A 25468-nucleotide genomic window follows, 5' to 3' on the forward strand; every position below is an offset into this window, starting at 1 on the left:
GGGATTCGTTTGTTAAATTATTGGTGGGTTACAAGACCAAAGCGGAAATTAAATTCTATTCCAGATGTGTTGGCAACATTTGCTGATTTATCATTAGACCAAGAGTGGCAGGGACAAAGAGAATCACATTTATCGTTTGAAGATGCATTAGAACAAGCTGGTTTAAAGCGTATAGGTGAGCGCAGGGATCAGACCGGTGGTGGTGCGAGAACATATAAGGCTTGGGTTGCCAGCTTAGGATTAATATTCACTCAGGAGTCTACTAAAAAAATAAAGTTAACATTAGCAGGTGAAGCTATAATGGCAGGAGATTCTCCTGTTGAAGTATTGAAAAATCAGATTTTAAAATATCAGTTTCCATCCTCCTTTTCATTAAGCCGAGGAGTTCAAGTTGCTGAAAGGTTTAAAATAAGACCTTTTAGATTTCTTCTGAAATTACTAAATGATTCAGATATAGAATATTTGACAGAAGAAGAAATTGCAAAAATTATAGTTACTAAGGCAGAAAATGAAACAGATAAATGTTATAGATATATAGTGGAGAAAATTTTGGAATTTAGACAAAGAGGTGACATGATTCATGAAGAGGATTTTTTTGATAAGTATAAATCCTCAAAAGGTAAAGTAAATCCTGAACATCCTTTTAGTCATTTAATGGATTTAGCGAATACTATTGTAAATTGGTTGGAATATACACAGCTTGTAAAAAGAGAAAGTGGACAAGTATGCATTCTTGAGGATAAAAAATTGGAAGTTCAGCAGATTCTATCGGTACGTCCGCCTTTTATTGATCGTCCTGAAGAACATGAATATTTCCAAAGAAAATATGGTCTGGATCCTAAGCATAAAAAGGATACTAGAAATCTTACAAAAACAAAGACTATTACAGCAAAAATAATTGCCGAACAGAAGATTAAACAGGCATATATTACAGAATCTCTAAAACAACCTATAACTAAAATAACTACATATCTTATAGATAAAATAGTTGAGCAAACAGGTTTTGAAGACAAGCTGGTAGAAGAAACACTTTTAAAGTTGTATCCAAGAGGTTCTGTTGGCGCTTTTATGACAGAATACTTTGAAATGGCTTTCAAAGGAAGAGATGAAGCTATAGATTTTGAAAAAGCGACAGTTGAGTTATTTCAAAATGTTTTTGGGTTTCAAGCTAAACATGTAGGACCTATAGGTCTTACACCTGATGTATTAATTTTATCCAATGCAGACGGCTATCAAGCTATACTAGATAATAAGGCATACAGTAAGTATACCATTAATAATGATCATCACAATAGAATGGTTCATAATTATATAAAGAATCTTAAACGTTATAGTAAGGCTGATGTTTCGCTTGCCTTCTTTTCATACATTGCGGGTGGATTTGGAAAGAATATTAGTTCTCAAATTAATGATATTGTGAATGTTACTGGCGTATCAGGTTCTGCAATAAGTGTGTCTAACATGATTAAGCTTGTTGAGTTATACGAACCTAAAAATTATACTCATAAAAATATCAGAGATATATTTTCTGTAAACAGGCAGATATTGTTGTCTGACTTATAAATTAAATTACAAGAATGGATTTGACGGTAAAACTTATATGTTTTGAGTGGTTTACCAGCATTTTTTCATAGCAAACTTGAGAATATAAAAAATATAAATGTGCTCTTTTATATTGTCAAAAGTTTTTTTGCTTTAAGCTATCTATAATCTCATGTTTTTTATGAAATAAGAGCTAAAGATACATTCTCTGGCTCTTATTGTTTTGATGTCAAGTGTCTTAAAAATTATAATAACGTAAACTGTACATCTGTAGAAGAAATAAACTCTACCTGCACTCTGTCTCCAATTTGGGCATTGCATGAGACATACCATGGTGTAAATGCCTTGCATGCACCATGACCAATACCCTCAAACTGCTTAGCATACTGAACTCCATTTTCAAAAGGTCCATTACCTGCAGCTTTAATTTCAAACGAATTATGACCATTAGTGAAATGAGCAGTATACGTCGAACCTCTAGCTATTCCATACTGTCTGGCAACATCAGACGGTATCTTTACATAAGATTCACCTTCGATAAAAGTTCTGTTAGTAGGATTTCTGTATTCTCCCCAATCAATATGAGAAGGTTTGATTGTTACAACATAAATATCTCCAGCTTGTGGCATATTATCCCTCCTATAAGTTAGGCAATAAAGCCTGTCCATTTAATATCATGCATATAACTTTTGGCATCATAACACTGTTATTTTATCATATTAAAGGCATTAATGACAAATATTTGGATAGCTAATACATTTATTATTAATGTATTTAAAATGAATCCAAGGGAAGCCAAATTTATAAAGCTATGAGGTGATGACCTTTTTTGACATAATTTATCTATAAAATAAAGTAGCGAATATAATTTGTTTATAGAAATAAATTTAAGGTTATTTATAAGGGTCATACTAATACAAGAACTGAGATATTTTATACTTAAGTTTAGCACCTTGAAAAATCAATAAGCGATAGCAACCAGAAAAAGTCTTCTGTTTCACTTCAACCTTTTTCTGGAACGATACCAGGGGGCACGTCCAGCTAAGCTGGACCATACTAGCTGGTGAAAGTCCAGCAAAGGTAATCGTCAAGGAGCCTTTTAGCTAGCCACGGTGCATATAAGAAATTATATGTGCTAAGTGTGGTGACAAAGTGTTCGGAAGAATGCGAGCAAAAGTATAGCAACCAGAAAAAGTCTTCTGTTTCACTTCAACCTTTTTCTGGAACGACCCCAGCAGGTTGTGCGCAAATTATTTTCAATGCAATATTTTCATAATTAACTTTCAAAAATAACTTATGTTTTATCTTAAACCAATAAAATAAGACTTTTTAAAACTATTTTAAAGACACATTTTTGGTTTTTTTATCAAAAATAAAATGCTAAACTAAAAACTTGCAAGCAATTTTGATTTTCGCACAACCTGCCAGGGGTCGTGACATAAACTGGAAGTTTATGTTTGCTAAAAATTTGAAAGTAAGGTTTTTTTATTTTATAAATTTATAGGTAATATTTATAATATTTAATTAAATTAATACATTAATGTAATATAGTATGATATAGTTATATAAGCAAGCTTGTTAAAAATAGTAATTATTTAGGATAACTGAATAGTTACATGAAATATTTAAAAAAATTAATCGGTGAAAAGTGTTATTTGGCACAAATGGTTTATGATGATCATGAAAAATTTGCAGAATGGTTTACAGACATGAATACAGCTATTGGGCTTGGAGATGCAGCAGGCAATTATTCTATAGAAAGAACTAAAGAATTTTTTGGAAAACATTATAGTAGCCAAGGTAATCATTTTTCAATAGTTGATTTAAAAGAAGATAAGTTAATTGGATTTCGTTGGCTTAAAGAAGTATGCTCTGTAGATAGGTCAACGGAATTAGCTATTTTAATAGGTGATGAGAATTTCAGATGTAAAGGGTATGGTGTTGAAGCAATGCAGCTTATTGTAGATTATTGCTTTAACATATTAAACCTACATAATGTTATGGTAGTTGTTTATTCTCATAATAATAAAGCAATACAAATGTATAAAAAAGTTGGTTTCAAGGAATTTGGAAGAAGGCGTGAATCTCATTTTATAGGTGGAAAGGCTTTTGATGAAGTGTATATGGATATTTTACCTAAGGATTATAAAGGAAAATCAATTACAGATGTATATTTTTCTAATAATTTATAGTTTTAAATAACGAAGAGATTAGTGGAAATATCACATATGCTACTGTATAGTTCAAGAAAATTATGAGGGTAGGGGGCGGTTCTCAAAATTGAAGCTATAAAAATTTGATAACCGTCCCTATATATATATGGGGGGAAAGCTATGAATTTTGAAAAATGGTCGAAAGAAACAATAAAATATGATTTAGGTGATGGGTTTGTATTAGAAAGAGTAGATTACATAGAGTTTTCTAAATATCATGCAGTTTATCATGAGTTACAAAAGGCTAATGGATGGTTTAAGAAGAGCTTTGATATTATGCGTTCTACAGTTTGTAAAGATGATGATTATTTTTGGATAATGAAAGATGGGCTTAAAGTTGGTGGAGTTCTTATAGAACCAAACCTTATAGGTGAATTATTTGTTATCCCACCTTATTCAGATGAATATGAATTATTAAAAAAACTAAAAGAGATTTTAGTTTATTGGTCAGATGTAAATAAAGATATAGAAGCATTTGTAGTTAATCCAGCACAGATAGATATATATGAAAAAATAGGTTTTGTAAAAGTCGAGAGTGGTCGCTGGATGATAAGACCAACAGAAGAGTTTAACGTTATTTGGGAAGGTGATTTTAATATTATTTTGCCTAAAGAACAGAACAAATTAGAAGTTGCACAATTAATATTTGAAGCATTTCAAAATGATGTAGGATCAAATTCCACATATAGTGTAGAAGAGCGTGCTTCGTGGATTGAAGATTATTTTAAAGATAATTATCATATAGAAATTTTAAATAAAGCTTCTACACTTATATATGATAAGAAAACTAAAGAATTAGTAGGAGTTTGCTTAATATCTTTATGGCAGGAATGGCCGCTAGTATGGGAAATAGCTGTTAAGCCAAGCTATGCAGGCAGAGGGCTTGGAACTAAAATGCTAAAAAAAGCATTATCAGTTTTAAAGGAAGAGTATCCAGTACTTAGGTTATATGTAGATGTGGAAAATGAAGCTGAAAATGTATATCATAATTTGGGATTTTTAAAGGGGCTTGAGCTTATGGATATGAAGCTTATAGTAAATGATAAATAATTAATGAAACATAAATTTTATAAATGAAAGTAGTAATCCCGGATTATTCATGATCTCAAATTCTATGATTTTAATTTTAAAAATACATAGGATTTGAGTTTTTTTACTTTTTTTCATTATAAAATTCTTATGCATTTCATAAAAATTAAAAAAATTAGTTTGATACATATATTTACATTTAGCAACCAGAAAAAGTTTTTCGCTCCGCTACAGCCTTTTTCTGGCAGCACCCAGGGGTCGTGACATAAACTGGAAGTTTATGTTTGCTAAAAGATTTTACTCACCAGCTTTCAAAGATAGGTACAAATCTTAATCAGATAACAATGCTTTGTCATCAGGGAAAGGTAAATTGTGTGGATATAGCAGTGGTGAATAAGATTTTGAAGGAGGTATGGGAGGAATTAGTTTGTATTAGAAAGTAAAGATATGAGATTATTAATGATTTGATGTTTGTTAATATGTGGTATATAATTTAATTAATGTGAAGTAGTAGAATATAATGACAAGTATAGAGGAGAGATATCATGAATGATATTTTTGTATGCAAAAGTCAAAAGGAGTTTATACCAGGACTACAATTAAACAGAGAATTTTATTTTGAAATTATTAAACCATTAATAGATAAAGAATATCCTAATCTTAGATATACAGCAGCACTTATTGGACATTGCTCAGACGTATTTGGATTTGATGATTATAAATCAACAGATCATGTTTGGGGTCCGAGATTACAAATTTTTTTAGAAGAAGAAAGTTTTAATGTTTTAAAAGAAGAGTTAGATACTTTCTTTAAATATAATCTGCCATTTAAATACAAGGGATTTCCAACTAACTACAAGGCTGTAGAGGGATGGTTTAATAATGCCTATATGCAATTTAAAAAAACATATCCCATTAATCATTTTATAGAAATAGAAAAAGTTGATGCATTTTTAAATAGTGATATTAGAATTAATCAAGATTTGAAAATCAACTTCGATGATTGGCTAATGTTTCCAGTTGAGCATCTCCTTGAATTAACAAGTGGCGAAGTATTTCATGATGGAATTGGGTATTTAACTAAAGCTAGAAAGGTTCTCGAATTCTTTCCAGATGAAGTTTTAATTTTGCGTATTTTTATATTATGGAAATCTATTAATGAAGAACAAGCGTTTATAGGACGATGTGCAGAAAAAGATGACAGAATAGGTGAAAGTGTTATTACAAATAGGATAATAAATAAACTGATGAAAATATGTTTTTACTATGAAAAAAAATATTTTCCTTATAGTAAGTGGTTTGGGACAGCTTTTAAAAAATTAGAAATGTCTAAAATTGTTTCTCCTTTAATAGAAAAGGTGATAATCTCAACTGAACGAAAAGAAAGAGAAACAGCTTTGAATGAGTTATATACTCAGTTAATACATAAACATAATTCCCTAGGATTAACAGATTATGTTGAGCCTAAGATTATAAACTATTATGTTAGAGGATATATGGGATTTGATTCTGAACTAATATTGAAAGAGTTAAGTAAGAAAATTAACTGGAGTAAAGTGAAGGATATTGATTTATTATCTAAGGTAGAGTTATTTGATGATTCTTATTTTGGTTGTAATTATTTAATAAATAAAAAGATTGTAGAAGAATCAATAATCAAAAACTATAATAATGTATAAAAATTCAATTCAGATGTTAAAACATAATATTCTTATAGAACAAAAATTAAAAGAGCTAAGAGGCCGATAGTCAACAAATAAAGAATCAGAAAAATTAATCTTAAAAATAGGGTTAGGTATAACGCTATTGTATATAACACTGTAACTTAATTTGTTGTGACAGTTTTAGCTCAAGCTTTTGAATTAGCCACAAAATATTTTCCAAGTGCATGTGGAAATACCCCAGGGGTCGTGACATAAACTGGAAGTTTATGTTTGCTATGTTTTGTAGAATTTTATATTAGGGGGATTTTTTATGTTGATTTATGATAATAAAAGCAGAGTAGCAGTTAAAGGTAACGCTTGTGAAGAAGTGCAAAAAAATGTTAGGTTAACATTAACACGATTTCAAGAGGGATATGGAAAGAGAGACTTGGATGCATTGGATGAATTTGTTGAGGAGCTTTTTGTAAATGACGATGATTCTCTAATAGTTGGAACAGCAGATTCTGAATGGTGTAACGGAAAAGATGAAATTAAGAATTTAATTAGTTCAGACTGGAAGTATTGGGCGAATGTTGTCCTTGATATTGATGGAGCTACAGTTTCTTCACTAGGAGATGTTGCTTGGGTTACTACAGAGGGATTCTTACATAGTGCACTTAAAGAAGCTAGAGCATATGAGAAATGCCTAGATAAAATCAAACAAAGTATAGATTCAGATATCAAATCAAAAGATAAAGTGCTAGATACACTAAGAACTATTTCAATGAGTTTGTTTGATCTTAATCTAGGTGAAGAAGTAATAAGACCGTTTAGATTTACTGCAGTCTTATTGAGATGTAATAATTGCTGGAAGTTTCATAGTATACATTTCTCACATCCAACAAATTTACCAGCAGATGTAAGAATAGTTGGAGATATGAGAATCAGCTAACTTTGGGCATCGTCTAACAATACACTCCCATTTGCTGTGGCAGGTAGTGCAATTTTTATAGATTTATGTATTAAAATGTGGTTTGTAAACAAAATTTAGTATAACTAAGAAAGCTACAGCCAACCTGGGAGCCTAAGAAACGAGCTTTCTAAGGCTCGCGGCTGTGGAAGTTTATGTTTGCTAAAAATACTATTATATTTACAAATTAATACAATTATTGAGTTCTATTAAACATAATTTATATTCGATGATTATCCCACAAAAAGCATTATATTACTTGAATTATGAAATTTCTCTGGAATGACTTGCATAATAAGCGAAGGAACTGTTTAAATTTATTGTTCCGAGCTTTTATGCAAGTCATGGAGGAGAAATTTCATAATTCCACCACATTGTACCTTATTGTGGGTTAATCATTCTATTAATTTTTTAAAATACCATAAAGAAGTATCTTTAAAGTGTCATCCATTGCATCTTTCATAGTTATATTGTTTTTACTTAAAAATTTATAATCTAAAAGGGTACTACTGACGCTTTCTAATATAAAACTTATAATGTGAATATCTATACCCTCTTTAAGCTCACCTGATTCCATAGCTTCTTTCAATATATTTTCTATGAGTTTTAATTTAAAATTTTTAAGAGATTCAATTTCCTTCCATTTTTCATAATAAAACTTATAGGCTTCATCTAATATGCTAACAGGAAGCTTATATTTATGATAAGAAAAAATTATTGAACTTAACTTATCTTCTAAAGAGCTTTCTTTTTCTATTCCTTCCATAGTGTACTTTTTATCACTTTCAATTATTTCTTTAAAATATTCAAAAATAATATCATTTTTACTTTTAAAATACTTATATATAGTTTTTTTACTTATTTTAAGCTCAGAAGCTATTTCATTCATAGTAAATTTTCTTAATCCGTGACACTGTATTTTTTCAGCAGCAACTTTCATTATTGTATTTTTCAATTGATCACCTCTATTTTAGTTTTAACTCTCTGGATAAAATATTTTTAGGCCTTTTTACAGTAAATATGCCAAGGACACATATTAAAATTATTAAAAATAATTCAATATCTTTATGATTATTCCACAAAGCGCCTGTAATCACAGATCCTACAAAGGAGCCAACATATTGAAAACTATTTATTATTCCATTTGCAGTTCCTCTATAACTATTTTCTGCGATATCATTAGCTACAGAAGGTATTACAGTAGCTAATAAAATATACCCTGTCATAAATAATATACTTCCTATTAATATAAAATAAAAGGAGTTTTCATTAAAATAAAAGCATATTCCTACAGCAGCCAAAACAAAGGCTAACATAATTAAAGTTGAACTGTACCCTTTTTCAACTAATACAATAGATTTTCTCATAAATATTATTGCAATAATAACAGAGGGCATAAAAATCTTCCACATACCACTTGACCCAGTAATTGGGTTAAGGTAAATAGGAACTATATAAAATACAGCAACCATTATATAATTATTTAAAAACCCTGCTATATTAAGCCCTAAGAATTTCTTATTCTTTAATAAAATCTTTACTCCATCTTTAATTTTAACTTTATTTTCAATGGTTTTATGAGAGTTTTTATTATGATCTTCTTTTAAAAAAACTAATATAATAAGCCATACTAATAAAATTAAAATAGCACATACTAAGAACATTTGTCTTACAGATAAATAATTATTGATTAAAGGACCTATAGCAAAGGCTGATGCTGCTGCAAATCCTATAATTATCCCTAAAATACTTAAAGCTCTAGGCCTTTTTTTATTATCTACACTACTACTAATCCATGAATATCCAGTAGCTAACACAGCTCCACTTCCTTGCAAAGCTCTAGCAAAAATAAGCATATATATGCTTTTAGAAAGAAAAGCAATAAAAAGTCCTACTATTACTTGTAAAAGTCCAATTAAAATTACAGGTTTGTTTCCTATTTTATCACTCCATATTCCAAAAGGAATTTGAAATACAGCTTGCATTAAACCAAACATACCAAGGGCTACCCCAGCTAAAGTTGCATTACTATAGGTTAAAGTTTTACTATAGGTAGAAATAAAGGGCATAACCATAGTCATTGCCATTTGTCTAATACCTAAAGCTAAACTTATTGTAATTAAAAATAAAAGCTCTTTTCTAGAAAATACCTTGTTTTTCATTTTAAAAACCCTCTCTTTCAATCAGGAAACCAATTAAGTTTTTGTGGTTTCCTGATTGAAATTATAGTTTTTATTTATGTAATTGTCAATATGTAACTATTCAGCTATAACAAAATTTAACTATATTTTAAAATAAAATTTAATATATTGCCATTATCATTGAGTATTATAAATATATCTAAAAAATTAGCAACCAGGGAAAGTCTTTCGTTTCACTTCAGCCTTTTTCTGGAACGACCCCAGGAGTCATGACATAAACTGAAAGTTTATGTTTGCTAAAAACTCAAATATTGATGCATATAGAAAGTCCTTGATTCAGGGGATTTTCGTGTTTTTGAGAGAAGTTATAGTTGTTTAAAAAGAAGTTTTGAAAATAAAATTTAGAAATGTAATTAAAAAAATGCACCCACCTTACTAAAATAGATAAGGTGGGTGCATTTTTTTGTGGGGGTGTGCACAATTTGGCAGAAATAAAAAACATGGTAATATTAATATAGTATATTTAGAAATTACGAATTTAATAAGGAGTGGTAAAAATAGTGGCTGTTACAATTGGAAAATTTAATGATAACTATATAATGGTAAGCTTTAATTATAGCTATGATAATGTTTTGGCAATCAAAAAAATAGAAGGTAGCAGATGGAATGAAGCAAAGAAAGCATGGATAGTACCCAATACTAATAAAGCCATATATGCAATATCTGTAGCTTTTTGTGATGAAGATATTATATTTGATTCATCAATTGATTTGTTTGATTTATAGTTGATAATTCTTAAATATTTCGTATTCGAAGGATAAAATATGTTTTGTGTAACCAAGTCTATTTAATATTCAAAAGATTCACATAAAAAGTGTAATCCAGGTATATCTTTATGTGGTATAATTTAGAAGAAGATATGACATGGGGGCGTTAGGATGAAGTGTATATTTTGTAAAAAACCAGCTGGATTTTTCAAAAGCTATTATTAGAAACCAGAAAAAGTCTTTCGTTTCACTTCAGCCTTTTTCTGGAACGACCCCAGGAGCCATGACATAAACTGGAAGTTTATGTTTGCTACAAGTGGAAAGATTTAAGTACAAAAACATTTATTTAATAGAGTGAATTCGGAAACTAATTTCCAGTAAGTTTTTCAATAACACTAATATTATTTTAGTGCGGAGCACTCACTATATTATGGTTTTTATTTAGTTTTACTTAAAAAAGAGTATAGCGAAGCTAACTCACCAATAGGTGAATTTTCTCAAGACTTAACATTATCTAGATTAGCATGCTTTGTTTATAGCTAATTCTAGAATGTCCAATATGTTAGTTTTAGAAATAGATAGTTGAGCATCCAAATGAATATTGATGCTATGGATTAATGTCCACCAACACCAACGTTTTTTACCACGGCAGTGGGATTCTTCCATATTATAGTCTTCAAGTATTCTTTTATTTACTCGCTCTGAAGAAGTTCTCTTTTTCATTATTTGTTTCCAAAGGTCAGAGTTTCTAGGTATAACAGTAAATAAACGCAAGTCATCACTTGGCTTTACGTATATTACACGGCCGTAGGCACTAGGAGAACATTCTTCCTTATGAGGACATTCTTTAATTTTACCTTTTACTAAAGGACATCTATATTTAATTCTACTTCTGCCTTTATCGTACCAATCATATACCATTGGTTGGTTGCATTTGCAGATGGGAATACCGTCCTTAGTATATCCAATTGGTGGTTCATATTTATTTTTACCTTTACCCTTTGGATTAAGGGATATAACAGCTTTTATATTCCATTCATTAAGAAGTTTATACGTAGGATAGTTATCATGAGCAGCATCTGCGATGAACTTATCGAAGTTAAACAAAGGATACATCTTTCTAACTTCTGAAAGTGCAAAAATTGCAGTAACACCATCATAACGTTGTGCTTGTACCATCCTAAAATATATAGGAAGATCCTTTTTAACATTAGGATTATAGACACTAAGAAAATATAGGCAATGACCATAATACCACTTTTCGTGGTAACTGTCCCAACCGCGTCTAGCGTCAGGGTCAGAGAATCTTCTATTGCATTTGCAGTTAAAAACACCTTTTTTAACACAATCGCAGGTCTTAATGCCTAATGAGCTTCCGCCTGTTTCAAGACAGGTGCCATCTCCAGATATATCAAGTTTTTGAGTATCACCAAGGAGACCTAGTTTGGCAGAAGGCTCAACAGCTAACTTTGCAAAAATTTGTTGAAATAGCTTTTCATGGCGAGTTTCGATGGTTCGTCCCGTAAGAGCTTGTTCAACTAAATTTTTAATAACACCAGGATGTTTTGGTGGTAGTTTTTCATTCTTGCCAAGTTTTTTACGGGGCTTGGAAGTAAAAGGATGAAGGGAGTCCTTGGCTGATTTTTCAGCCTCAGGGCTCATACCCCAAAATTTTGATATGAAATCATAATGAGTACCTAATCCTGGTACATTAGATTTTTCAACACCAATGATGGTGCAAAGTATATCATGTGCACGTAAGTGCTTAATCCATTTAGGTAAACTATAAAAACCTAAATCGGACATTAAAATAAATGACCTAAGAAGTTCAGGTTGCTGATTTGAAGGTTTACCAGTTAAAGAATACATTGGACTGACCAATGATTTTATGTCATCAAGATTTAAAGTGTAGAGTTTTTGGATGCTTGATGAATAGTATTCTACGATAGTAGGGTTAGTTTTATAAAGTTTAATAATGTTTGATAAAAGAAAATTTTGATAATCAAAATGGCTACGCCAATAACCTAACATAAAAAATCACCTCGCAATATTTTGTAAATGGTTTCTATAGTGCGAGGCTGCAAATTTTACAAACTTTGTCAAGTGTTTTTGGAAAAAATATAAGCTTTTTTGATATTTTGTTTAAAATTCTGGGGGGAAGTTAAAATTGACACCCTTCGGGATTGAGATAAATGGAGGCCTAAGGGTTTCCGAATATACTTTTATCCTTAGGAGAGGGTGGAATGATAGTTACTAATAATGAAGAATTACACAGAAATGCACTCTTATTACATAATCTTGGAGCTAGTAAGAAGATTGCTAATCAATATAGTGTTAATTTGAATTTAGGATGGAATTTTAGGATTCCTGAATTGGTATCTGCAGTTGGATTAACGCAATTAAAAAAAATAAATGAAATTATAAGCTATCATAAGTTAATTGGAGATTGCTTTAATTCTATTTTAACAATTGATGATTTTATTCCACAAAAACATATGTATAGTAATCATGTTTATTGGAGATGGGTTTGTAGGGTTAAAGATCCAGGTAGATTTTTGTATCTTGAAGAAAAATTTAAAGATAATAAGCTAATGCATTTTGGACATAATAGAAAAAACACCGTAAATGACTTTGAACTAATAAAAAGATATAGAAACAAAGATAATTGTAGTTTACTAATTAATGCTAATAAAGTTGTAAATGAAATATTAAGTGTTAAAATCTTTTATGGAGTAAAGGTTGATGAGTATAAAAATTTAGCTATGGCTATATTAAAGTAAAATAATTAGTTGGGTAATTATTTATTACAATCTATATTCAGAAAGATAGTAACAATAAGGTCTATTGGACATGAAGAGTTAGGAAGAAACTCAGTATATTACATTCCTGAATATGATGTTATATTAAAACTATATAAAGATAAAAGAAGATGGGAAAGAGAAGTAGCATCCCTTACTTATCTTAATGGTAAAAAAAGTATTCGTGTTCCATGTATAATTAATTATGGAGTTTTTCAAGAAAGAAATTATTGGATTTTAATTGAAAAGTTAGAAGGCATTAATTTATCTGATGTGATTTGTGATTTAGATGAAAGTCATAGATTGGATATACACAAGGAAGTCGGCAGTTTACAGGCAGCTTTCCATAAGGAGTGTGCTATGGATGTATTTGGTGATTGGGACATAAATGGCAATATAGTGGATGTAAGAGAATCATATTTTTTATATGCTAAAGAAAAAAATAATAAGCAAGCTAAAAAGATAATTTCAAAGGGTTATCCGGATACTAAGCTATTTATTACATCAGCAGAAAAACTAAGTTCTTTGGAATATACTATAAAAGATTGTAATGAGAAATCATTATGTCATAACGATCTTACATTTAGGAATATTTTAGTTGATAATAAATATAACTGTAAAATTAAAGGTGTTATTGATTTTGAAAAGTGTTATCCAAGCGACCCTGAAACAGATCTCACACCTATGTATCTATATATTTATATGAAAAAAGAAATGGATTATTTTTTAAATGGTTATACAAAAGTACGTACATTAAGTAATACATTTGATGATAAAATGAAATACTATTTAATTGGATTTTGTTTAGAGGTATGTAGTTGGTCTTATAATGTTAACATTAATTACTACCATAGAGCAAAAGAAATGCTAGAATATTTAATTAATAAGTAATAAATCATGAGAATACAAATCTATAATAAATAATTTATCGGATAGTTCTTTTGAGTTATAACTATGATAATATTGCAATGTAATTATGTATCTTTCTAAATGTACTATCTTGCTGTAATCTTTATTAATTCAATGAGATGGCATTAGTTAGTAGAATGTACGTTTTCGATGGAATAATAATATGTTTAAGTAAAATAAAGTATAATAATATGGAGGAGAAAAAATGTATGATGTTTATTTTGATAAGTTAGAAAATGGTTTTAATATTAATGAAATGCTAGACAATTTTACTTACTATGAAGATGATGTAATATATTTAAGTGGATCGTTAGTAGAAGGACAAATGTGCAAATATTCAGAAGGTATGGGAAATAAAAAATCAGATGTTGACGTTTTTATCTTGAGAAATAAAAAGCATATGGAATCCAAATCGTACACATATAACGAATTGATTAAAAGAATATTTTTCTTTACTCATAATAATATTAACTTTGATGTAGAGGTTTTTGATAAGGAAGTAATAGAACAAATAATATCATCCCTAAATGATGTAAATTTAGACATAAATACAAAAACTTTAAACCTTATTAATTTACCAAGAGGTTGGGATATTGAAAATCTTAATTCATTCATTAAAAGAATAAAATATAGCACATGCATCTTTAATAAAGGCGATTATAAAAAAATAATCAATAATATTGATCAAGATAAGTTTGCTAAAATATTTATTAGATATTTAATTAATGATATTGATCAATATTATGATGATGCATTGGGAAATATGGAAAGAGATACTATAGATACTTCTTTGTATGTAACAAGGAAAATGATTTACTTAATGTTAAATACCGTTTTATATCGTAATGGTAGTTATACTGATAAATTTACTTAGAGTATAATTTTAGTAGGCGAAGGTAGTAGTAATTACTGTTTAAAAAAATAAAGGAGATACAAAAAAGTATCTCCCATGTACACAATATATCCATTATAATGTAAGTTGAAGAGACTATACAGAAATGGGTGATATTATGTACATTATAAGTTTAAATGATAAAGCAATAACTTTCAATGATTTAGAGAAAAAAATATATAAATATGCATGTGAGGAAGCATGTAGGTTCATGAAAAAGGTGCTAACGCACCTAGACCGAAGGTTGTTGGATGAAAGAGATACTAAGGTTTATAGAAATAAAGGTTTTAAACATACCTGCTTAAAAACTATCATGGGAAATATAGAGTTTGATAGACGTATATATGAGTATNAATTTAAAAAAGTGTAAAAGTAAATTCAAAAACTATATTATAATGGATAAAATTTTAGAAAATAAAATTGCCCACTAGAACTTGACACAAACATAAATTTAAGTGGATTGGACTAAAGTTTAAAAATCTTGTAAAGTATGAAAAGAAATATCAATACTTATTTGATGTATATAATTTATGTATTAAGTCAGATGTATCAGATTCTGACTTACAGACAGTAATATGATAAATTCATGATTTTATTCATAAATTAACTTGAACTTCATTATATTTGAAATGGAATAATATAAAAAAATATACTCAAAGTCTTCAAATTTGTTGAATATAAAAATATTGGAAATTAATAAATGTATAAATATCCTATAATAACTCAATATTTTTTTTAATTTTACCCCAAATTATATGTCATATAGTACAAAATCAAATTTAAGCTTGTACTTATTTCTATCAGAAGTATAGCATCTATTAAACCATTTTAATCCACTTCTAAATAAGCTATAAATCCTAACAACTTTATTTTTAATTTTTTTAGTTGCACCTATTATTTTACTTTTTTTATTTTTAGAGCAATCAGCTCCCAATATTATCATCCAAGTATATGCTATACTTAAGCATAAATATAAGTTTTCAAAGTAAGTTAAATCTTCAGTCCAAGTATCTTCCATATTGAAACCCGCTGATTTCAAATCTCTAAACATTTCTTCTATAACAAATCTTTTCTTATATTCTCTAACTGCTTTTTTACTATCCATATTAGTTGCTAAATACCAAGTATCATTAGAATCAATATCCTTACAAACTGCTAAATTACACTTATATTTCTTAGCTGTTAATAATACAGATTTGAATTTTTTCACTCCATTTTTTAAGGGTTTTATGTCCTCTAGATATTTAATCTTCCCTTTACCTTGTATCTCTACAAGTAAATCTTTTGTGCATCTTATGCAGTATTTCCATCCAAGCTCCTGTATAAATTGAAATAAGTCTACACTTTTGAAACCCCTATCTCCTAATAGAATAACATCATAATTATAGGAAGAGAAAATTTCATAAAGCTCCGCTATGCCTTCTTTTACATGTTTAAAATTTTTATTATCTTTTTCATCATATTCAAATATTTTGTACCACAAGGGTATAGCTCTTTTACCTACTTTAAGTGAAAATTTAAGTATTAAAAATCTATCATCAATCGTTGTATGGTCAAACATTATGACAATCTTCTTATTAGCACTTCTCTTTACATATTTTTTTAATAATTCTTCTATAAAAAAGCTATATAAATAATCTGGATTTATTGGTTTTGAAGTGAAAAACCTCTCTATTTTTTTATTTTACTAGCTTCAGTTGCATCAGTATAAGAATCATTCAATTTCTCTGATATCTTCGATATTATTACAGATTCAGAAAGTATTATTCCTATGATTATATTTACTAGATTCTTTAACCGTTTACTTGTTATGGGTAATATTTCATATAGCATTTTTTCTAATTCTGCTGTAATATATTCTTGTGAATTGGTCATAGCTATCTCCTTTTTATTAAGTTATTGTTGTTTATAACTTATATTTTAAGGCGGTAGCTATATTTTTTTAACCCTTTTTTTATTGGTAATTTAAACCTTGGATAGTATCCCCTTTTTACTGTCTGTAAGTCAGGTTATACAACATATTCATATTGTGAAAATATTTTACAAAATTATAATTAAGTAATGTGCCATTTGTATCCAAACCAGGCAGTAGAGAAATATTATAGTCGTTACATATTGATAGTACATTATCATATAAGTATTTAATTTGTTGCATTGCTAACAATGGTTCGCCCCCTATAAAATCAAGTCGAACCGTTGAAAATGTATTTATTGTTAAGCAGTTTCGAATATAATTTATTAATTGATTCATTGTTGTTTTATCAATTATGTGTCTTTTTGTCCAATTATGTTGATAACAATACTTACAATTTAAATTACATTCAGTTGTTAATTCAACTATTATTACTAATGTATCAGAGGATTCATTAAATTTTTTTTGAAAATGCTCAATATTAGTTTTATAATCATCCAAATAGCCTAAATGTTCTAATGTATCAATATTATTTTTGTCGAGTCTATCGAAAATTAATTCATTAGTATCATTAAAATATTTTTTTTCTATTTTTACTATGGATCCTGTAAAAGAATTATATAATATATTAAATAATTCATTGTAATCAAAAGTAAAAGTATATTTTGATAAATTCATAAAATCACCCCTTACTGTATATCTACAATTATTAGTTAAATATGATATAATAACAATAAATAGTTAAAGATAATATAATATTACATAATATCAAATATAAGGGATATAAAGGAGATGAATTATGGGTATTATTAATATTAAAGATTTAAGTAAAGAATATATTTACAGAAAAAATATAAACAAAGCATTAAATAAGGTTTCTATGCAAATAAATGAAGGGGAAATTGTAGCAACAAGAAAAAGTTTTTCGCTCCGCTACAACCTTTTTCTGGCAGTACCCCAGGGGTCGTGACATAAACTGGAAGTAATATATAAAGAATTGCCAGAAGAAAATTAGATCAATTGTAATTGTAAATGTTTTTTATAGGGCAAAAGATAACTCAACGCCAGCGAAGCATGGCATTGAGTGGAAAAAGAAAAAATTTATATGCATTATAACTGTCTATTCAAATAAGAATGGGCAGTTTTTTTATGTTTGAAATTAAATATTAAGGAGGTCGTATCATGTACAATAAATTAGAATTATCAATTTCAGAAGAAATAAAAGGTGATATAAAAAATAATTTGTTATCAAGAATTATCTTTACCTACAAGAAATTAAATAAGGAAGAAAGGGAGATTTTACAAAATCTAACACCAGAATATGTATCAGCTTATTATGCAATCTATAGCAAAATCAATGATGAATCACAGGCTAAAAATAATATAGTTTGGATTAAGAGAGCTTATTGTTTCCTTTGGGATGAATTAAAAGGTTGGAAAAATTTAAAGCATGAATGGACAGAAATTTGTAATAAGAATCTTATTGCAATCAGAAGGGATTTAGGATTGGATGGAGATGAAGTATTAAATATAGAACAGATTACAAAAGAAGAATATGATGATTTAATGTATCTTAAAGAGCAGATAGATAAAAGTGATAAAAATAAAAATTATGTGGAAGGGTTGATAATTGCACTAAATGAAAAATTGATTGAATGCTGTAAATATATAGAGAATATATCTTTCGAAGACTTTTGTTCACTTGTAGGAATTAATAAGGTTACAGCAGATAAAAATTTAAAAGAGGATTATGACTATACCAAAGATGGAAGTTTTCCTTATTATTATAGTTTGCTTTGGTGGGGAATAGAGGATGGTAGAGAAGAGGAAGGCTGGAAGAGTAATAGAAATGGAATGCCATACTTTGATATTTGTACGAAGGCTTTTGTATTTGAATTAGATAGAAATAAGGAAGTTAAGAAAAAGGTTGATGATTATTTAATTTATGAAATGGGCTTAGGAAATGCCATGTATACTGTAAAAACAAATGAAAATGGGGAACAAAGTATTGAAAAATATTATCCACCATTAAAGGTGATTAAATAGGAGTGTCTCATAGTAGATACTCTTTTTATGCCTAAATTTAAAAGAAAGAAGGGACTATTATTGAAAATAGAAATGTTATCAGTGAATCAGCTTGTGCCTTATACTAAAAATGCTCGTCATAATGAAAAGGCAGTTGATAAGGTTGCAAGTAGTATAAAGGAATTTGGATTTAAGAATCCTATTATAATAGATGCAAATAATGAAATTATTGCAGGACACACTCGATTGATGGCTGCTAAAAAATTAGGTATCGATGAAATACCAACAATTAAGGTAGATGATTTATCACCAGAGCAAGTGAAGGCTTTTAGAATTGCAGATAATAAAACAAGTGAGTATGCAGAGTGGGATTTTGAATTATTGGCAAAAGAATTAGAGGATTTAAAGAATGATGGATATTCATTGGATTTAACGGGATTTGATTTTAGTGAAGCAGAGAAGCTGATGGATGATTTTAAAGAAGAAGTAGAATCAGATGAAACAGAAGAAGAAACTGTACCTCCACCTCCAGATGATCCGATTACAAAGAGAGGAGATATTTGGCTATTGGGTAAGCATAGACTTATGTGTGGAGATAGTACTGTTAAAGCTGATGTTGAGAAATTGATGGATGGTCAAAAGGCAAATTTGATTGTGACAGACCCTCCGTATAACGTGGATTATACAGGTAAGACAAAGGATGCTCTAAAGATTGAAAATGACAAAATGGATAACGACAGCTTTTATGATTTTCTATTTGATGCATTTACTAGACTTTATGAAGTAGCTGAAGATGGTGCAGGTGTCTATATATTTCATGCAGATAGTGAAGGATTAAATTTTAGAAAAGCTATGATAGAATCAGGGTTCAAATTAGCTCAATGCTGTATATGGGCAAAGCAGACAATGGTTATGGGGAGACAAGATTACCATTGGCAACATGAACCTGTACTTTATGGATGGAAACCTACAGGAAGTCATTATTGGAATACAGACAGAAAGCAAACTACTATATGGCATTTTGATAGACCTTTTAGAAACGAATATCATCCAACGATGAAGCCTGTGGATTTGATTTGCTATCCTATTAAAAATTCAAGTAAATTAGGAGATTTAGTACTTGATACGTTTGGAGGTTCAGGTTCAACTCTTATGGCTTGCATAGAAACTGATAGGATATGCTATACTATGGAGCTTGAAGAGAAATATGCAGATGTAGTAGTAAATAGATATATTAATAAAATTGGTTCAAGTGAAGATGTTTATTTGATTCGAGATGGTAAGAAATTTTCATATAAAGAATTAACAGAACAATTCCTTTAATGTATTGATTTAAGTGTGTTTCAGAGGTATGATGTGACACACTAAATACATTGGAGGGATGTTTTTATGGATAGAAAAGAAATCATTAGGGCATTAGAAAATCATTTTGATGTAAAAGCGAAGTATATGAAAGCACCTAGTTTTGCTTATGAAATTGAAGCAGGAGATAAAGTATTTACTATTGGAAGAGAGGGTGAAATTACTGATGCAAATGGCAAGGAATATGAACTTGACGAGGTACTAAATCCAAAAGAAGAAGCAGAAATTGAATCAGAATGTAGGTTTGAAGTAGTAGTAGATTTTGATGGACATACAGGAAAGAGCTTAAGAAATCTGTTGAATATGCTGTATAGCAAACAAAATTTTATTAAGAAGGCTTTTCATATTGAAGATGATTTTATAGATAGAGAGGTTATTGAAGAACTTGCTGGAACTAATATTAATGATATTGGAGATTTTCAGAAGGCAATATCAGAAATTGATGATAATAAGTGCTTTGGTATAGGCTTTGATTTTGAAAATGAAAAGATTACTTTTAAATTTTATGAGGGAGAGATAAAATCAGAACGCACTACAGCATATACTCAATTAGTTAGCTTGGTAAATATAAGAGCAAAAGAAATCAAAAGGGCAAGTAGCAAGATAACTATTAGTGATAATGCCAGATATACTTTTAGGACTTGGCTTTTAAGGCTTGGAATGATAGGGGATGAATACAAAGTAACAAGAAGGATATTACTTGCAAACCTTGAGGGGAATATAGCCTTTAGGAATAAGAATTAACTTGATGATTTCAACACCCAGAGGTATCATGTGAACACTAATTGAATATGGAGGTGCTTGTGATGAAAGAATTCTTGATAAAGACAACTTTGCAAGGATTGATATTTACAGCTAAGGAGAAGGTATGTGTACTAGGAGATGAAGCTAACGATGATGTAAATCAGCTTAGGGAGATATATGAAGAACTGGTGAGGTTTTGGGAATTTGATGAAAGATATATTGATGAATTTGATATGGAAGTAGGAAGTATGGGAGCTGAGTGATCAGTTCCTTTTTTAGTCGTTTTATTTGGAGGGATGCTAATATGTTTAATTTAAAAATAAACAATACAAAATGTTTGAACTGCATTTTATTTAAGGAAGAAATATGTGCAGGAAAGATATTTTTGTCTAGAAAACCATGTAAAAAACTAAAAGCCACAAAGGGCTTTTAATTATACAGTCATACTAGAAACTAAATTGTTATCAGAATCATAAAGACAAGCAGTATCACCGTCATTATTCCAAACAAACCAATCTTTATTCCAATATAAATGATATTGTGGTAATGCATTGTTAGAAGGTTGAGAATTGTACCAGTCAGTTCCATGTCCAGTCATAACAAAAATTAATTCATTAGGTTTTAAAACTAAATCGGTGGTATTACTTACACTTGAAGGAAATGTATAAACATGAATATGTTTTTGACCTTCACGATAATCTGTTAACTTCCAGCTAGAAACATCAACGTTAGAATCTCCTGTGTTTTTAATTACAACATATTCATCGTTTAATTTCTCTTTAGTGTCAGTTCCTTGTGGGTCTTTGTTGATTTTGATAATTTTAACACTCATTTCAATATCCCCCTTGTCTAAATTTGTAATACAGTAACATTATAAACCTATTTATGGAAAATTAAAATGATTATACAGTAATAATTAACGTAAAAAAGAAAGGTGGTGAGGATTATGGCAAATGTGATTACAAAATATGATACCCATGTAAAGCCTAGATTTAGTGAAATATATAAATGGGTACGTGAAGGATTAACTGATGTAGATATGGCTAAAAAGCTAGGGATACATGAGTGGACACTTAGAGATTACAAGAAAAAGCATGAAGAACTAGCAAAGGTATTAGAGCGACCTACCTATTGGGAACTCAAGGTACAACCACGCTTAGTTGATATAAAACAGTGGTGTGAAGAAGGTGCTACAAATGCAGAGATTGTAGCTAGATTAGGGATATCAGAAGGCTTATGGTATGAATATATAAATAAGTATCCGATACTAAATGAGTTCGTTTCGCTGGGCAGGTCTGTTACTAACGCAGAGGTGGAGAAGTCACTTTATAAACTTTGTACTGGATATGAATATGAAGAAATTAAAACAGTTATTGAAGAAGCACCAAATGGTAAAAAGAAAACTAGAATTGAAAAGACTAAAAAATATGTTCCACCTTCCTCACAGGCGATACAGTTTTATTTGAAAAATAGAATGCCTGAACAGTGGAACGATAAGAAGGAATTTATATTTGATACCAAAGAGAATGAAGAGGCTAGGAAGAAGCTATTCCTTGAAATGATTGATGATGACTTAATTGAAGCAGATTATTCAGAAGTAGAAGATAGTATTGTTGAAGTATCTGAAGAAGAACAGCAATCTACTGATTAGATAGAGATTATGTATTGAGTTTTTAGGGAGATAAATGCCCTTTTTATTGAAAATATTAGCCTGAATAAGCCAAAACTGACAACATAATTACGGTTATGTATTGAGTTTTATCTTTACTTTCAGTACCTACAGAGGTAACATTAACACACCAAATAAAGTGTGGAGGTGCTGAATATGTCTTGTATCAAAGCTTTTAAGCAATATCTATTAGGTCAAGACAAACGTGATAATACTATTTCCTGCTATATCAGGGATACAAAAGCTTTTATTGATTGGTATAGTAGTAGAACTGATTATGGTTTGGATAAACTTATAGAACTAGATGCAGTTGAATATAAAAAGTATCTGCAAAATGGTTCTGATTCAATCATAACCATAAACCGTAAGATTGCAAGTATAAATTCCTTTTTATCTTGGCTTTATAGAGAAGAAAAGATTGAAAGGGAACTTAGTATCAAACCTATTAAAAACAAGGACACAAAGCAATATAAAGGGCTTGAGGATAGAGAACTAAGGAAGATAAGGGCAGAGATTCATCGCCTTGGTAAACCAATGCATATAGCCATAATAGAGATATTACTTGGAACAGGCATTAGGGTAAGTGAACTTGTAGATTTAAAGATTTCAGATATAGAAATATCCGATAGAAAAGGCAAAATAGTGGTACTTGGCAAAGGAAATGCAGTAAGAACTGTTCCTTTAAATAAGGATACTAGAAAAGCTATCAATGAATATTTGAAAGTGAGAAAGCAATCAGCAGAGGATCATTTATTTATAGGGCAAAGAGGAGCTTTAAAAAGAAATGCCATCAACCTTATATTAAAAAAATACGGAGATAGATTAGGAATAGACATAACTCCCCATAAATTAAGACATACACTAGGATATAAGCTAGTCCGAGAAGGTAAGCCGATAACAACTATCCAGCAGATACTTGGACATGATAATATTCAAACTACTAATATATATACCTTAACTACTGAAAGTGATAAGATAGAAGCACTTGAAGGATTAGAGTGGTAGAGATACCATTCTTTTTTTGTCTTCAAATGGGAGGGGTACTTCTATTTGAGGGAGAGAGGCTGCCAGTAGGAGGGGTGGAAATTTTTTTGATAAAAATTTTGTCTAACTTTTTAATATATTTAGTTATGAGGAAATATTTTCTACCTTGATGTATAATTATATTATTAAAGATAATCATTGGAGGAGAAAACATGAGTAATAATACATTAGAAAATATTTTAGACAATTTTTTTAAAGAGTTTGATTCAGAATTTCAAATTTACTACATTATACGAGAATATGATAAAGTTGAAAAAGATTATATTTATGATTCTTTTTATTGTAATATGCCTAATGAACTAAAGAAATCATTAATTAAAGACTATCGAGAAAGCATAGACAAATATAAAAATATAGTAATTAATGATTTTGATGTGATAGGTTCTGAAGCAGATTGCATTGAAAAATTGGATACGAAAAATATTGATACTATGAGTAAGTTTATAAAACTTACAAATAATATTCATTCTAAAAAAGCTTCTGAAATTGATGTTGATATAAATAAAATATGGGGATATGCAATAGTATTCAAAAATAATAATGATGAAAAAATGACATTATTTAGAAAGTATTCGATTTCAAAATCAATTAATGAGAATAGAAAATTAAGTTTTTTAAATGGAAACATTGAAGAAGTAAATAAAGAGATTTTTTCTTTAGATTTGAAAATTGATGCTATCGAAATTAATGACATTACATATATTATTAGTAAGTATTATTTTGAATTATTTTTTTCTTTTAAAGAAGAGTATGTGAAATATGTAAATGAATCACTTGAAGATCTAAAGAATGAAGATGTTATTGAGAATTTTGATGAATTTTCATTGAGATGTCTTGACAGTGGTAATCTTGTAAGAAAATTAGTTTATGTAGTACAAAATGATAGATTGAAATGGCTTAAAAATAATATTAAATCTGCAAAAGAGGTTGTTGATGAATATGGTTTAAAAGTTAAAGTTGAGGATAATAAAATAAATTATTCAAATAAACAATGCAATATATCCGATGTAATGAAGTTGATTTGTGGCTGTTGTGTTAAAGATGCTGTTGACATGAGAAAATATTTTGCAACAAGTGTCAAGGCTGTAAGTTAAGTAAAGTCAAGTTTGCTAGAGGAGGTGACTACATGTTTAAAAAATCAAAGCTTCGAAATAGTCGAATTTTATTTATATCATCTTATTTTCCTCTATATATTATTATTCTTGTTCAAAATGTAAGTTCTTTAGGAACAAAGTGCTTAGAAATATTAAGAAGAAAAGATATTGAATTAAGTCAATTGTTTCAATCCACGCAGTTATTAAAAAAGGCTATTAAAGGTATGGCAATGTATCCAAAGACTTATTTGATTATAGCTTGTTTGGGATTGATAATTTTTTCATATTTTTCAGTTAAATATATGCTAAAAGACATGGCGAAATATTCAGGAAGTGCATTTAAAGTTAAAATAGCTAAAGCTACTAGTTTGAATTATGAATATGTGTTGACATATTTTTCAATATACATTTTTCCTTTCATTACTTTAAATTTGAGTAGTTTTTCAGGAATAATTCAATTTTCAATATTATGGATATTTATCGGATATATATACATTAAAAATGATTTAATTTATATTAATCCAATGCTTAATATTATTTTCAAATACAATATATATAAAACTACTATTGAATTCAAGGATGGTAAGGAAACCTATAAAGAAGAAATTATTTTATGCACTAAAAAAGATAAGTATAAATTAAGTAATAGATCGATAAATGTTATAAAAGAAAATAGTCAATTTTACATTGAGCTGTGAGAGGGGGTGATGATTA

The 25468-nt window shown here is 29.1% G+C and carries 29 protein-coding genes; 21 read left to right on the forward strand and 8 right to left on the reverse strand.

Features of this window, described 5'->3' with window-relative positions:
• Nucleotides 1-9: 9 nt before the first annotated feature.
• Nucleotides 10-1563, forward strand: a complete 1554-nt coding sequence (locus tag C1715_RS09455; protein ID WP_102400255.1) for a PDDEXK family nuclease — start codon at nt 10-12, stop codon at nt 1561-1563.
• Nucleotides 1564-1787: 224 nt separating this feature from the next.
• Here the strand turns inward: C1715_RS09455 and C1715_RS09460 are convergent, their stop codons facing one another.
• Entirely contained in the window at nt 1788-2171 is a 384-nt protein-coding gene (locus C1715_RS09460) for a hypothetical protein (RefSeq protein WP_102400256.1), read from the reverse strand.
• Between the two features lie 987 nt (nt 2172-3158).
• Between C1715_RS09460 and C1715_RS09465 the strand changes: the two genes are divergently transcribed.
• From C1715_RS09465 to C1715_RS09485, 5 genes are all read left to right on the forward strand, one after another.
• Nucleotides 3159-3734, forward strand: a complete 576-nt coding sequence (locus C1715_RS09465; RefSeq protein WP_102400257.1) for a GNAT family N-acetyltransferase — start codon at nt 3159-3161, stop codon at nt 3732-3734.
• A 141-nt stretch (nt 3735-3875) separates the two neighbouring features.
• Nucleotides 3876-4805 (forward strand): GNAT family N-acetyltransferase, encoded by a 930-nt coding sequence (locus tag C1715_RS09470; RefSeq protein ID WP_102400258.1) that lies wholly within the window; start codon nt 3876-3878, stop codon nt 4803-4805.
• Nucleotides 4806-5068: 263 nt separating this feature from the next.
• Nucleotides 5069-5227, forward strand: a complete 159-nt coding sequence (locus C1715_RS09475; RefSeq protein ID WP_102400259.1) for a MobC family plasmid mobilization relaxosome protein — start codon at nt 5069-5071, stop codon at nt 5225-5227.
• Between the two features lie 102 nt (nt 5228-5329).
• A complete protein-coding gene (locus C1715_RS09480; RefSeq protein ID WP_102400260.1) occupies nt 5330-6463 on the forward strand; it encodes a DUF4037 domain-containing protein in 1134 nt (377 codons plus the stop codon).
• Between the two features lie 295 nt (nt 6464-6758).
• Nucleotides 6759-7379, forward strand: a complete 621-nt coding sequence (locus tag C1715_RS09485; RefSeq protein WP_102400261.1) for a nuclear transport factor 2 family protein — start codon at nt 6759-6761, stop codon at nt 7377-7379.
• A 421-nt stretch (nt 7380-7800) separates the two neighbouring features.
• Here the strand turns inward: C1715_RS09485 and C1715_RS09490 are convergent, their stop codons facing one another.
• Both C1715_RS09490 and C1715_RS09495 read right to left on the reverse strand, forming a co-directional pair.
• A complete protein-coding gene (locus C1715_RS09490) occupies nt 7801-8352 on the reverse strand; it encodes a TetR/AcrR family transcriptional regulator (RefSeq protein WP_102400262.1) in 552 nt (183 codons plus the stop codon).
• 10 nt (nt 8353-8362) lie between these two features.
• Nucleotides 8363-9559 (reverse strand): MFS transporter, encoded by a 1197-nt coding sequence (locus tag C1715_RS09495; protein ID WP_102400263.1) that lies wholly within the window; start codon nt 9557-9559, stop codon nt 8363-8365.
• 539 nt (nt 9560-10098) lie between these two features.
• Between C1715_RS09495 and C1715_RS09500 the strand changes: the two genes are divergently transcribed.
• Entirely contained in the window at nt 10099-10323 is a 225-nt protein-coding gene (locus tag C1715_RS09500) for an integrase (protein WP_102400264.1), read from the forward strand.
• A gap of 501 nt (nt 10324-10824) precedes the next feature.
• Here the strand turns inward: C1715_RS09500 and C1715_RS09505 are convergent.
• A complete protein-coding gene (locus tag C1715_RS09505; RefSeq protein ID WP_207654969.1) occupies nt 10825-12174 on the reverse strand; it encodes a transposase in 1350 nt (449 codons plus the stop codon).
• Nucleotides 12175-12521: 347 nt separating this feature from the next.
• Between C1715_RS09505 and C1715_RS09510 the strand changes: the two genes are divergently transcribed.
• The 4 genes from C1715_RS09510 to C1715_RS09525 all read left to right on the forward strand — a co-directional run bounded on the left by C1715_RS09510 (nt 12522) and on the right by C1715_RS09525 (nt 15274).
• A complete protein-coding gene (locus C1715_RS09510; protein WP_278320135.1) occupies nt 12522-13085 on the forward strand; it encodes a DegT/DnrJ/EryC1/StrS family aminotransferase in 564 nt (187 codons plus the stop codon).
• A 9-nt stretch (nt 13086-13094) separates the two neighbouring features.
• Nucleotides 13095-13994: a phosphotransferase family protein gene (locus C1715_RS09515; RefSeq protein ID WP_102400267.1), complete on the forward strand. Its 900-nt coding sequence runs from the start codon at nt 13095-13097 to the stop codon at nt 13992-13994.
• Between the two features lie 223 nt (nt 13995-14217).
• Nucleotides 14218-14886 carry a hypothetical protein gene (locus tag C1715_RS09520; protein WP_102400268.1) on the forward strand — a complete coding sequence of 223 codons (669 nt, stop codon included), beginning with the start codon at nt 14218-14220 and terminating at the stop codon, nt 14884-14886.
• Nucleotides 14887-15022: 136 nt separating this feature from the next.
• Nucleotides 15023-15274 carry a UPF0236 family transposase-like protein gene (locus C1715_RS09525; protein ID WP_423240834.1) on the forward strand — a complete coding sequence of 84 codons (252 nt, stop codon included), beginning with the start codon at nt 15023-15025 and terminating at the stop codon, nt 15272-15274.
• A gap of 381 nt (nt 15275-15655) precedes the next feature.
• Here C1715_RS09525 and C1715_RS09530 read toward each other — a convergent pair whose 3' ends face one another.
• From C1715_RS09530 to C1715_RS09540, 3 genes are all read right to left on the reverse strand, one after another.
• Nucleotides 15656-16579, reverse strand: a complete 924-nt coding sequence (locus tag C1715_RS09530; protein WP_146005381.1) for a transposase — start codon at nt 16577-16579, stop codon at nt 15656-15658.
• The gene (locus C1715_RS19790; RefSeq protein ID WP_102400271.1) at nt 16576-16779 is read right to left on the reverse strand and encodes a hypothetical protein; all 204 of its coding nucleotides are present in this window, start codon (nt 16777-16779) and stop codon (nt 16576-16578) included. The genes C1715_RS09530 and C1715_RS19790 overlap by 4 nt, the downstream gene beginning before the upstream one ends.
• 115 nt (nt 16780-16894) lie before the next feature.
• Complete coding sequence (locus C1715_RS09540) at nt 16895-17494, reverse strand: 4Fe-4S cluster-binding domain-containing protein (RefSeq protein ID WP_102400272.1); 600 nt, start codon at nt 17492-17494, stop codon at nt 16895-16897.
• 121 nt (nt 17495-17615) lie between these two features.
• Between C1715_RS09540 and C1715_RS19385 the strand changes: the two genes are divergently transcribed.
• The 6 genes from C1715_RS19385 to C1715_RS20055 all read left to right on the forward strand — a co-directional run bounded on the left by C1715_RS19385 (nt 17616) and on the right by C1715_RS20055 (nt 21380).
• Nucleotides 17616-17786 (forward strand): hypothetical protein, encoded by a 171-nt coding sequence (locus tag C1715_RS19385; RefSeq protein WP_180964039.1) that lies wholly within the window; start codon nt 17616-17618, stop codon nt 17784-17786.
• 212 nt (nt 17787-17998) lie between these two features.
• Entirely contained in the window at nt 17999-18862 is an 864-nt protein-coding gene (locus tag C1715_RS09545) for a hypothetical protein (RefSeq protein WP_102400273.1), read from the forward strand.
• Nucleotides 18863-18889: 27 nt separating this feature from the next.
• On the forward strand, nt 18890-20164 hold the full coding sequence (locus C1715_RS09550; protein ID WP_207654970.1) for a DNA modification methylase: 1275 nt from the start codon (nt 18890-18892) through the stop codon (nt 20162-20164).
• A gap of 66 nt (nt 20165-20230) precedes the next feature.
• Entirely contained in the window at nt 20231-20947 is a 717-nt protein-coding gene (locus C1715_RS09555) for a virulence-related protein (RefSeq protein WP_102400274.1), read from the forward strand.
• Between the two features lie 62 nt (nt 20948-21009).
• Nucleotides 21010-21210, forward strand: coding sequence for a hypothetical protein (locus tag C1715_RS09560; protein WP_102400275.1), 201 nt, complete (start codon nt 21010-21012; stop codon nt 21208-21210).
• A gap of 41 nt (nt 21211-21251) precedes the next feature.
• Complete coding sequence (locus C1715_RS20055; protein WP_278320102.1) at nt 21252-21380, forward strand: hypothetical protein; 129 nt, start codon at nt 21252-21254, stop codon at nt 21378-21380.
• On the opposite strand, the gene C1715_RS09565 is transcribed toward C1715_RS20055, so the two are convergent.
• Nucleotides 21381-21779 carry a lamin tail domain-containing protein gene (locus C1715_RS09565; protein WP_102400276.1) on the reverse strand — a complete coding sequence of 133 codons (399 nt, stop codon included), beginning with the start codon at nt 21777-21779 and terminating at the stop codon, nt 21381-21383.
• Nucleotides 21780-21893: 114 nt separating this feature from the next.
• On the opposite strand from C1715_RS09565, the gene C1715_RS09570 reads away from it, so the two are divergent.
• The 4 genes from C1715_RS09570 (at nt 21894) to C1715_RS09585 (ending at nt 25452) form a co-directional block, all read left to right on the forward strand.
• Nucleotides 21894-22598, forward strand: coding sequence for a transposase (locus C1715_RS09570; RefSeq protein ID WP_102400277.1), 705 nt, complete (start codon nt 21894-21896; stop codon nt 22596-22598).
• A gap of 174 nt (nt 22599-22772) precedes the next feature.
• Nucleotides 22773-23621 carry a tyrosine-type recombinase/integrase gene (locus C1715_RS09575; RefSeq protein WP_102400278.1) on the forward strand — a complete coding sequence of 283 codons (849 nt, stop codon included), beginning with the start codon at nt 22773-22775 and terminating at the stop codon, nt 23619-23621.
• 191 nt (nt 23622-23812) lie between these two features.
• Nucleotides 23813-24754: a Kiwa anti-phage protein KwaB-like domain-containing protein gene (locus tag C1715_RS09580; RefSeq protein WP_102400279.1), complete on the forward strand. Its 942-nt coding sequence runs from the start codon at nt 23813-23815 to the stop codon at nt 24752-24754.
• A 32-nt stretch (nt 24755-24786) separates the two neighbouring features.
• Entirely contained in the window at nt 24787-25452 is a 666-nt protein-coding gene (locus C1715_RS09585; protein WP_102400280.1) for a hypothetical protein, read from the forward strand.
• Nucleotides 25453-25468 lie beyond the last annotated feature (16 nt).

Source organism: Haloimpatiens massiliensis, from assembly GCF_900184255.1.
GTDB lineage: Bacteria > Bacillota > Clostridia > Clostridiales > Clostridiaceae > Haloimpatiens > Haloimpatiens massiliensis.

Coding starts and splice junctions, on each gene's coding strand:
- C1715_RS09555 (WP_102400274.1), top strand. CDS start 20,231: ATGGATAGAAAAGAAATCATTAGGGCATTAGAAAATCATTTTGATGTA.
- C1715_RS09580 (WP_102400279.1), top strand. CDS start 23,813: ATGAGTAATAATACATTAGAAAATATTTTAGACAATTTTTTTAAAGAG.
- C1715_RS09465 (WP_102400257.1), top strand. CDS start 3,159: ATGAAATATTTAAAAAAATTAATCGGTGAAAAGTGTTATTTGGCACAA.
- C1715_RS09495 (WP_102400263.1), bottom strand. CDS start 9,559: ATGAAAAACAAGGTATTTTCTAGAAAAGAGCTTTTATTTTTAATTACA.
- C1715_RS09505 (WP_207654969.1), bottom strand. CDS start 12,174: ATGTATTCTTTAACTGGTAAACCTTCAAATCAGCAACCTGAACTTCTT.
- C1715_RS09565 (WP_102400276.1), bottom strand. CDS start 21,779: ATGAGTGTTAAAATTATCAAAATCAACAAAGACCCACAAGGAACTGAC.
- C1715_RS09470 (WP_102400258.1), top strand. CDS start 3,876: ATGAATTTTGAAAAATGGTCGAAAGAAACAATAAAATATGATTTAGGT.
- C1715_RS19790 (WP_102400271.1), bottom strand. CDS start 16,779: ATGACCAATTCACAAGAATATATTACAGCAGAATTAGAAAAAATGCTA.
- C1715_RS09485 (WP_102400261.1), top strand. CDS start 6,759: ATGTTGATTTATGATAATAAAAGCAGAGTAGCAGTTAAAGGTAACGCT.
- C1715_RS09560 (WP_102400275.1), top strand. CDS start 21,010: ATGAAAGAATTCTTGATAAAGACAACTTTGCAAGGATTGATATTTACA.
- C1715_RS09480 (WP_102400260.1), top strand. CDS start 5,330: ATGAATGATATTTTTGTATGCAAAAGTCAAAAGGAGTTTATACCAGGA.
- C1715_RS09570 (WP_102400277.1), top strand. CDS start 21,894: ATGGCAAATGTGATTACAAAATATGATACCCATGTAAAGCCTAGATTT.
- C1715_RS09460 (WP_102400256.1), bottom strand. CDS start 2,171: ATGCCACAAGCTGGAGATATTTATGTTGTAACAATCAAACCTTCTCAT.
- C1715_RS09545 (WP_102400273.1), top strand. CDS start 17,999: ATGTACAATAAATTAGAATTATCAATTTCAGAAGAAATAAAAGGTGAT.
- C1715_RS09575 (WP_102400278.1), top strand. CDS start 22,773: ATGTCTTGTATCAAAGCTTTTAAGCAATATCTATTAGGTCAAGACAAA.
- C1715_RS19385 (WP_180964039.1), top strand. CDS start 17,616: ATGGGTATTATTAATATTAAAGATTTAAGTAAAGAATATATTTACAGA.
- C1715_RS20055 (WP_278320102.1), top strand. CDS start 21,252: ATGTTTAATTTAAAAATAAACAATACAAAATGTTTGAACTGCATTTTA.
- C1715_RS09585 (WP_102400280.1), top strand. CDS start 24,787: ATGTTTAAAAAATCAAAGCTTCGAAATAGTCGAATTTTATTTATATCA.
- C1715_RS09520 (WP_102400268.1), top strand. CDS start 14,218: ATGTATGATGTTTATTTTGATAAGTTAGAAAATGGTTTTAATATTAAT.
- C1715_RS09550 (WP_207654970.1), top strand. CDS start 18,890: ATGCCTAAATTTAAAAGAAAGAAGGGACTATTATTGAAAATAGAAATG.
- C1715_RS09540 (WP_102400272.1), bottom strand. CDS start 17,494: ATGAATTTATCAAAATATACTTTTACTTTTGATTACAATGAATTATTT.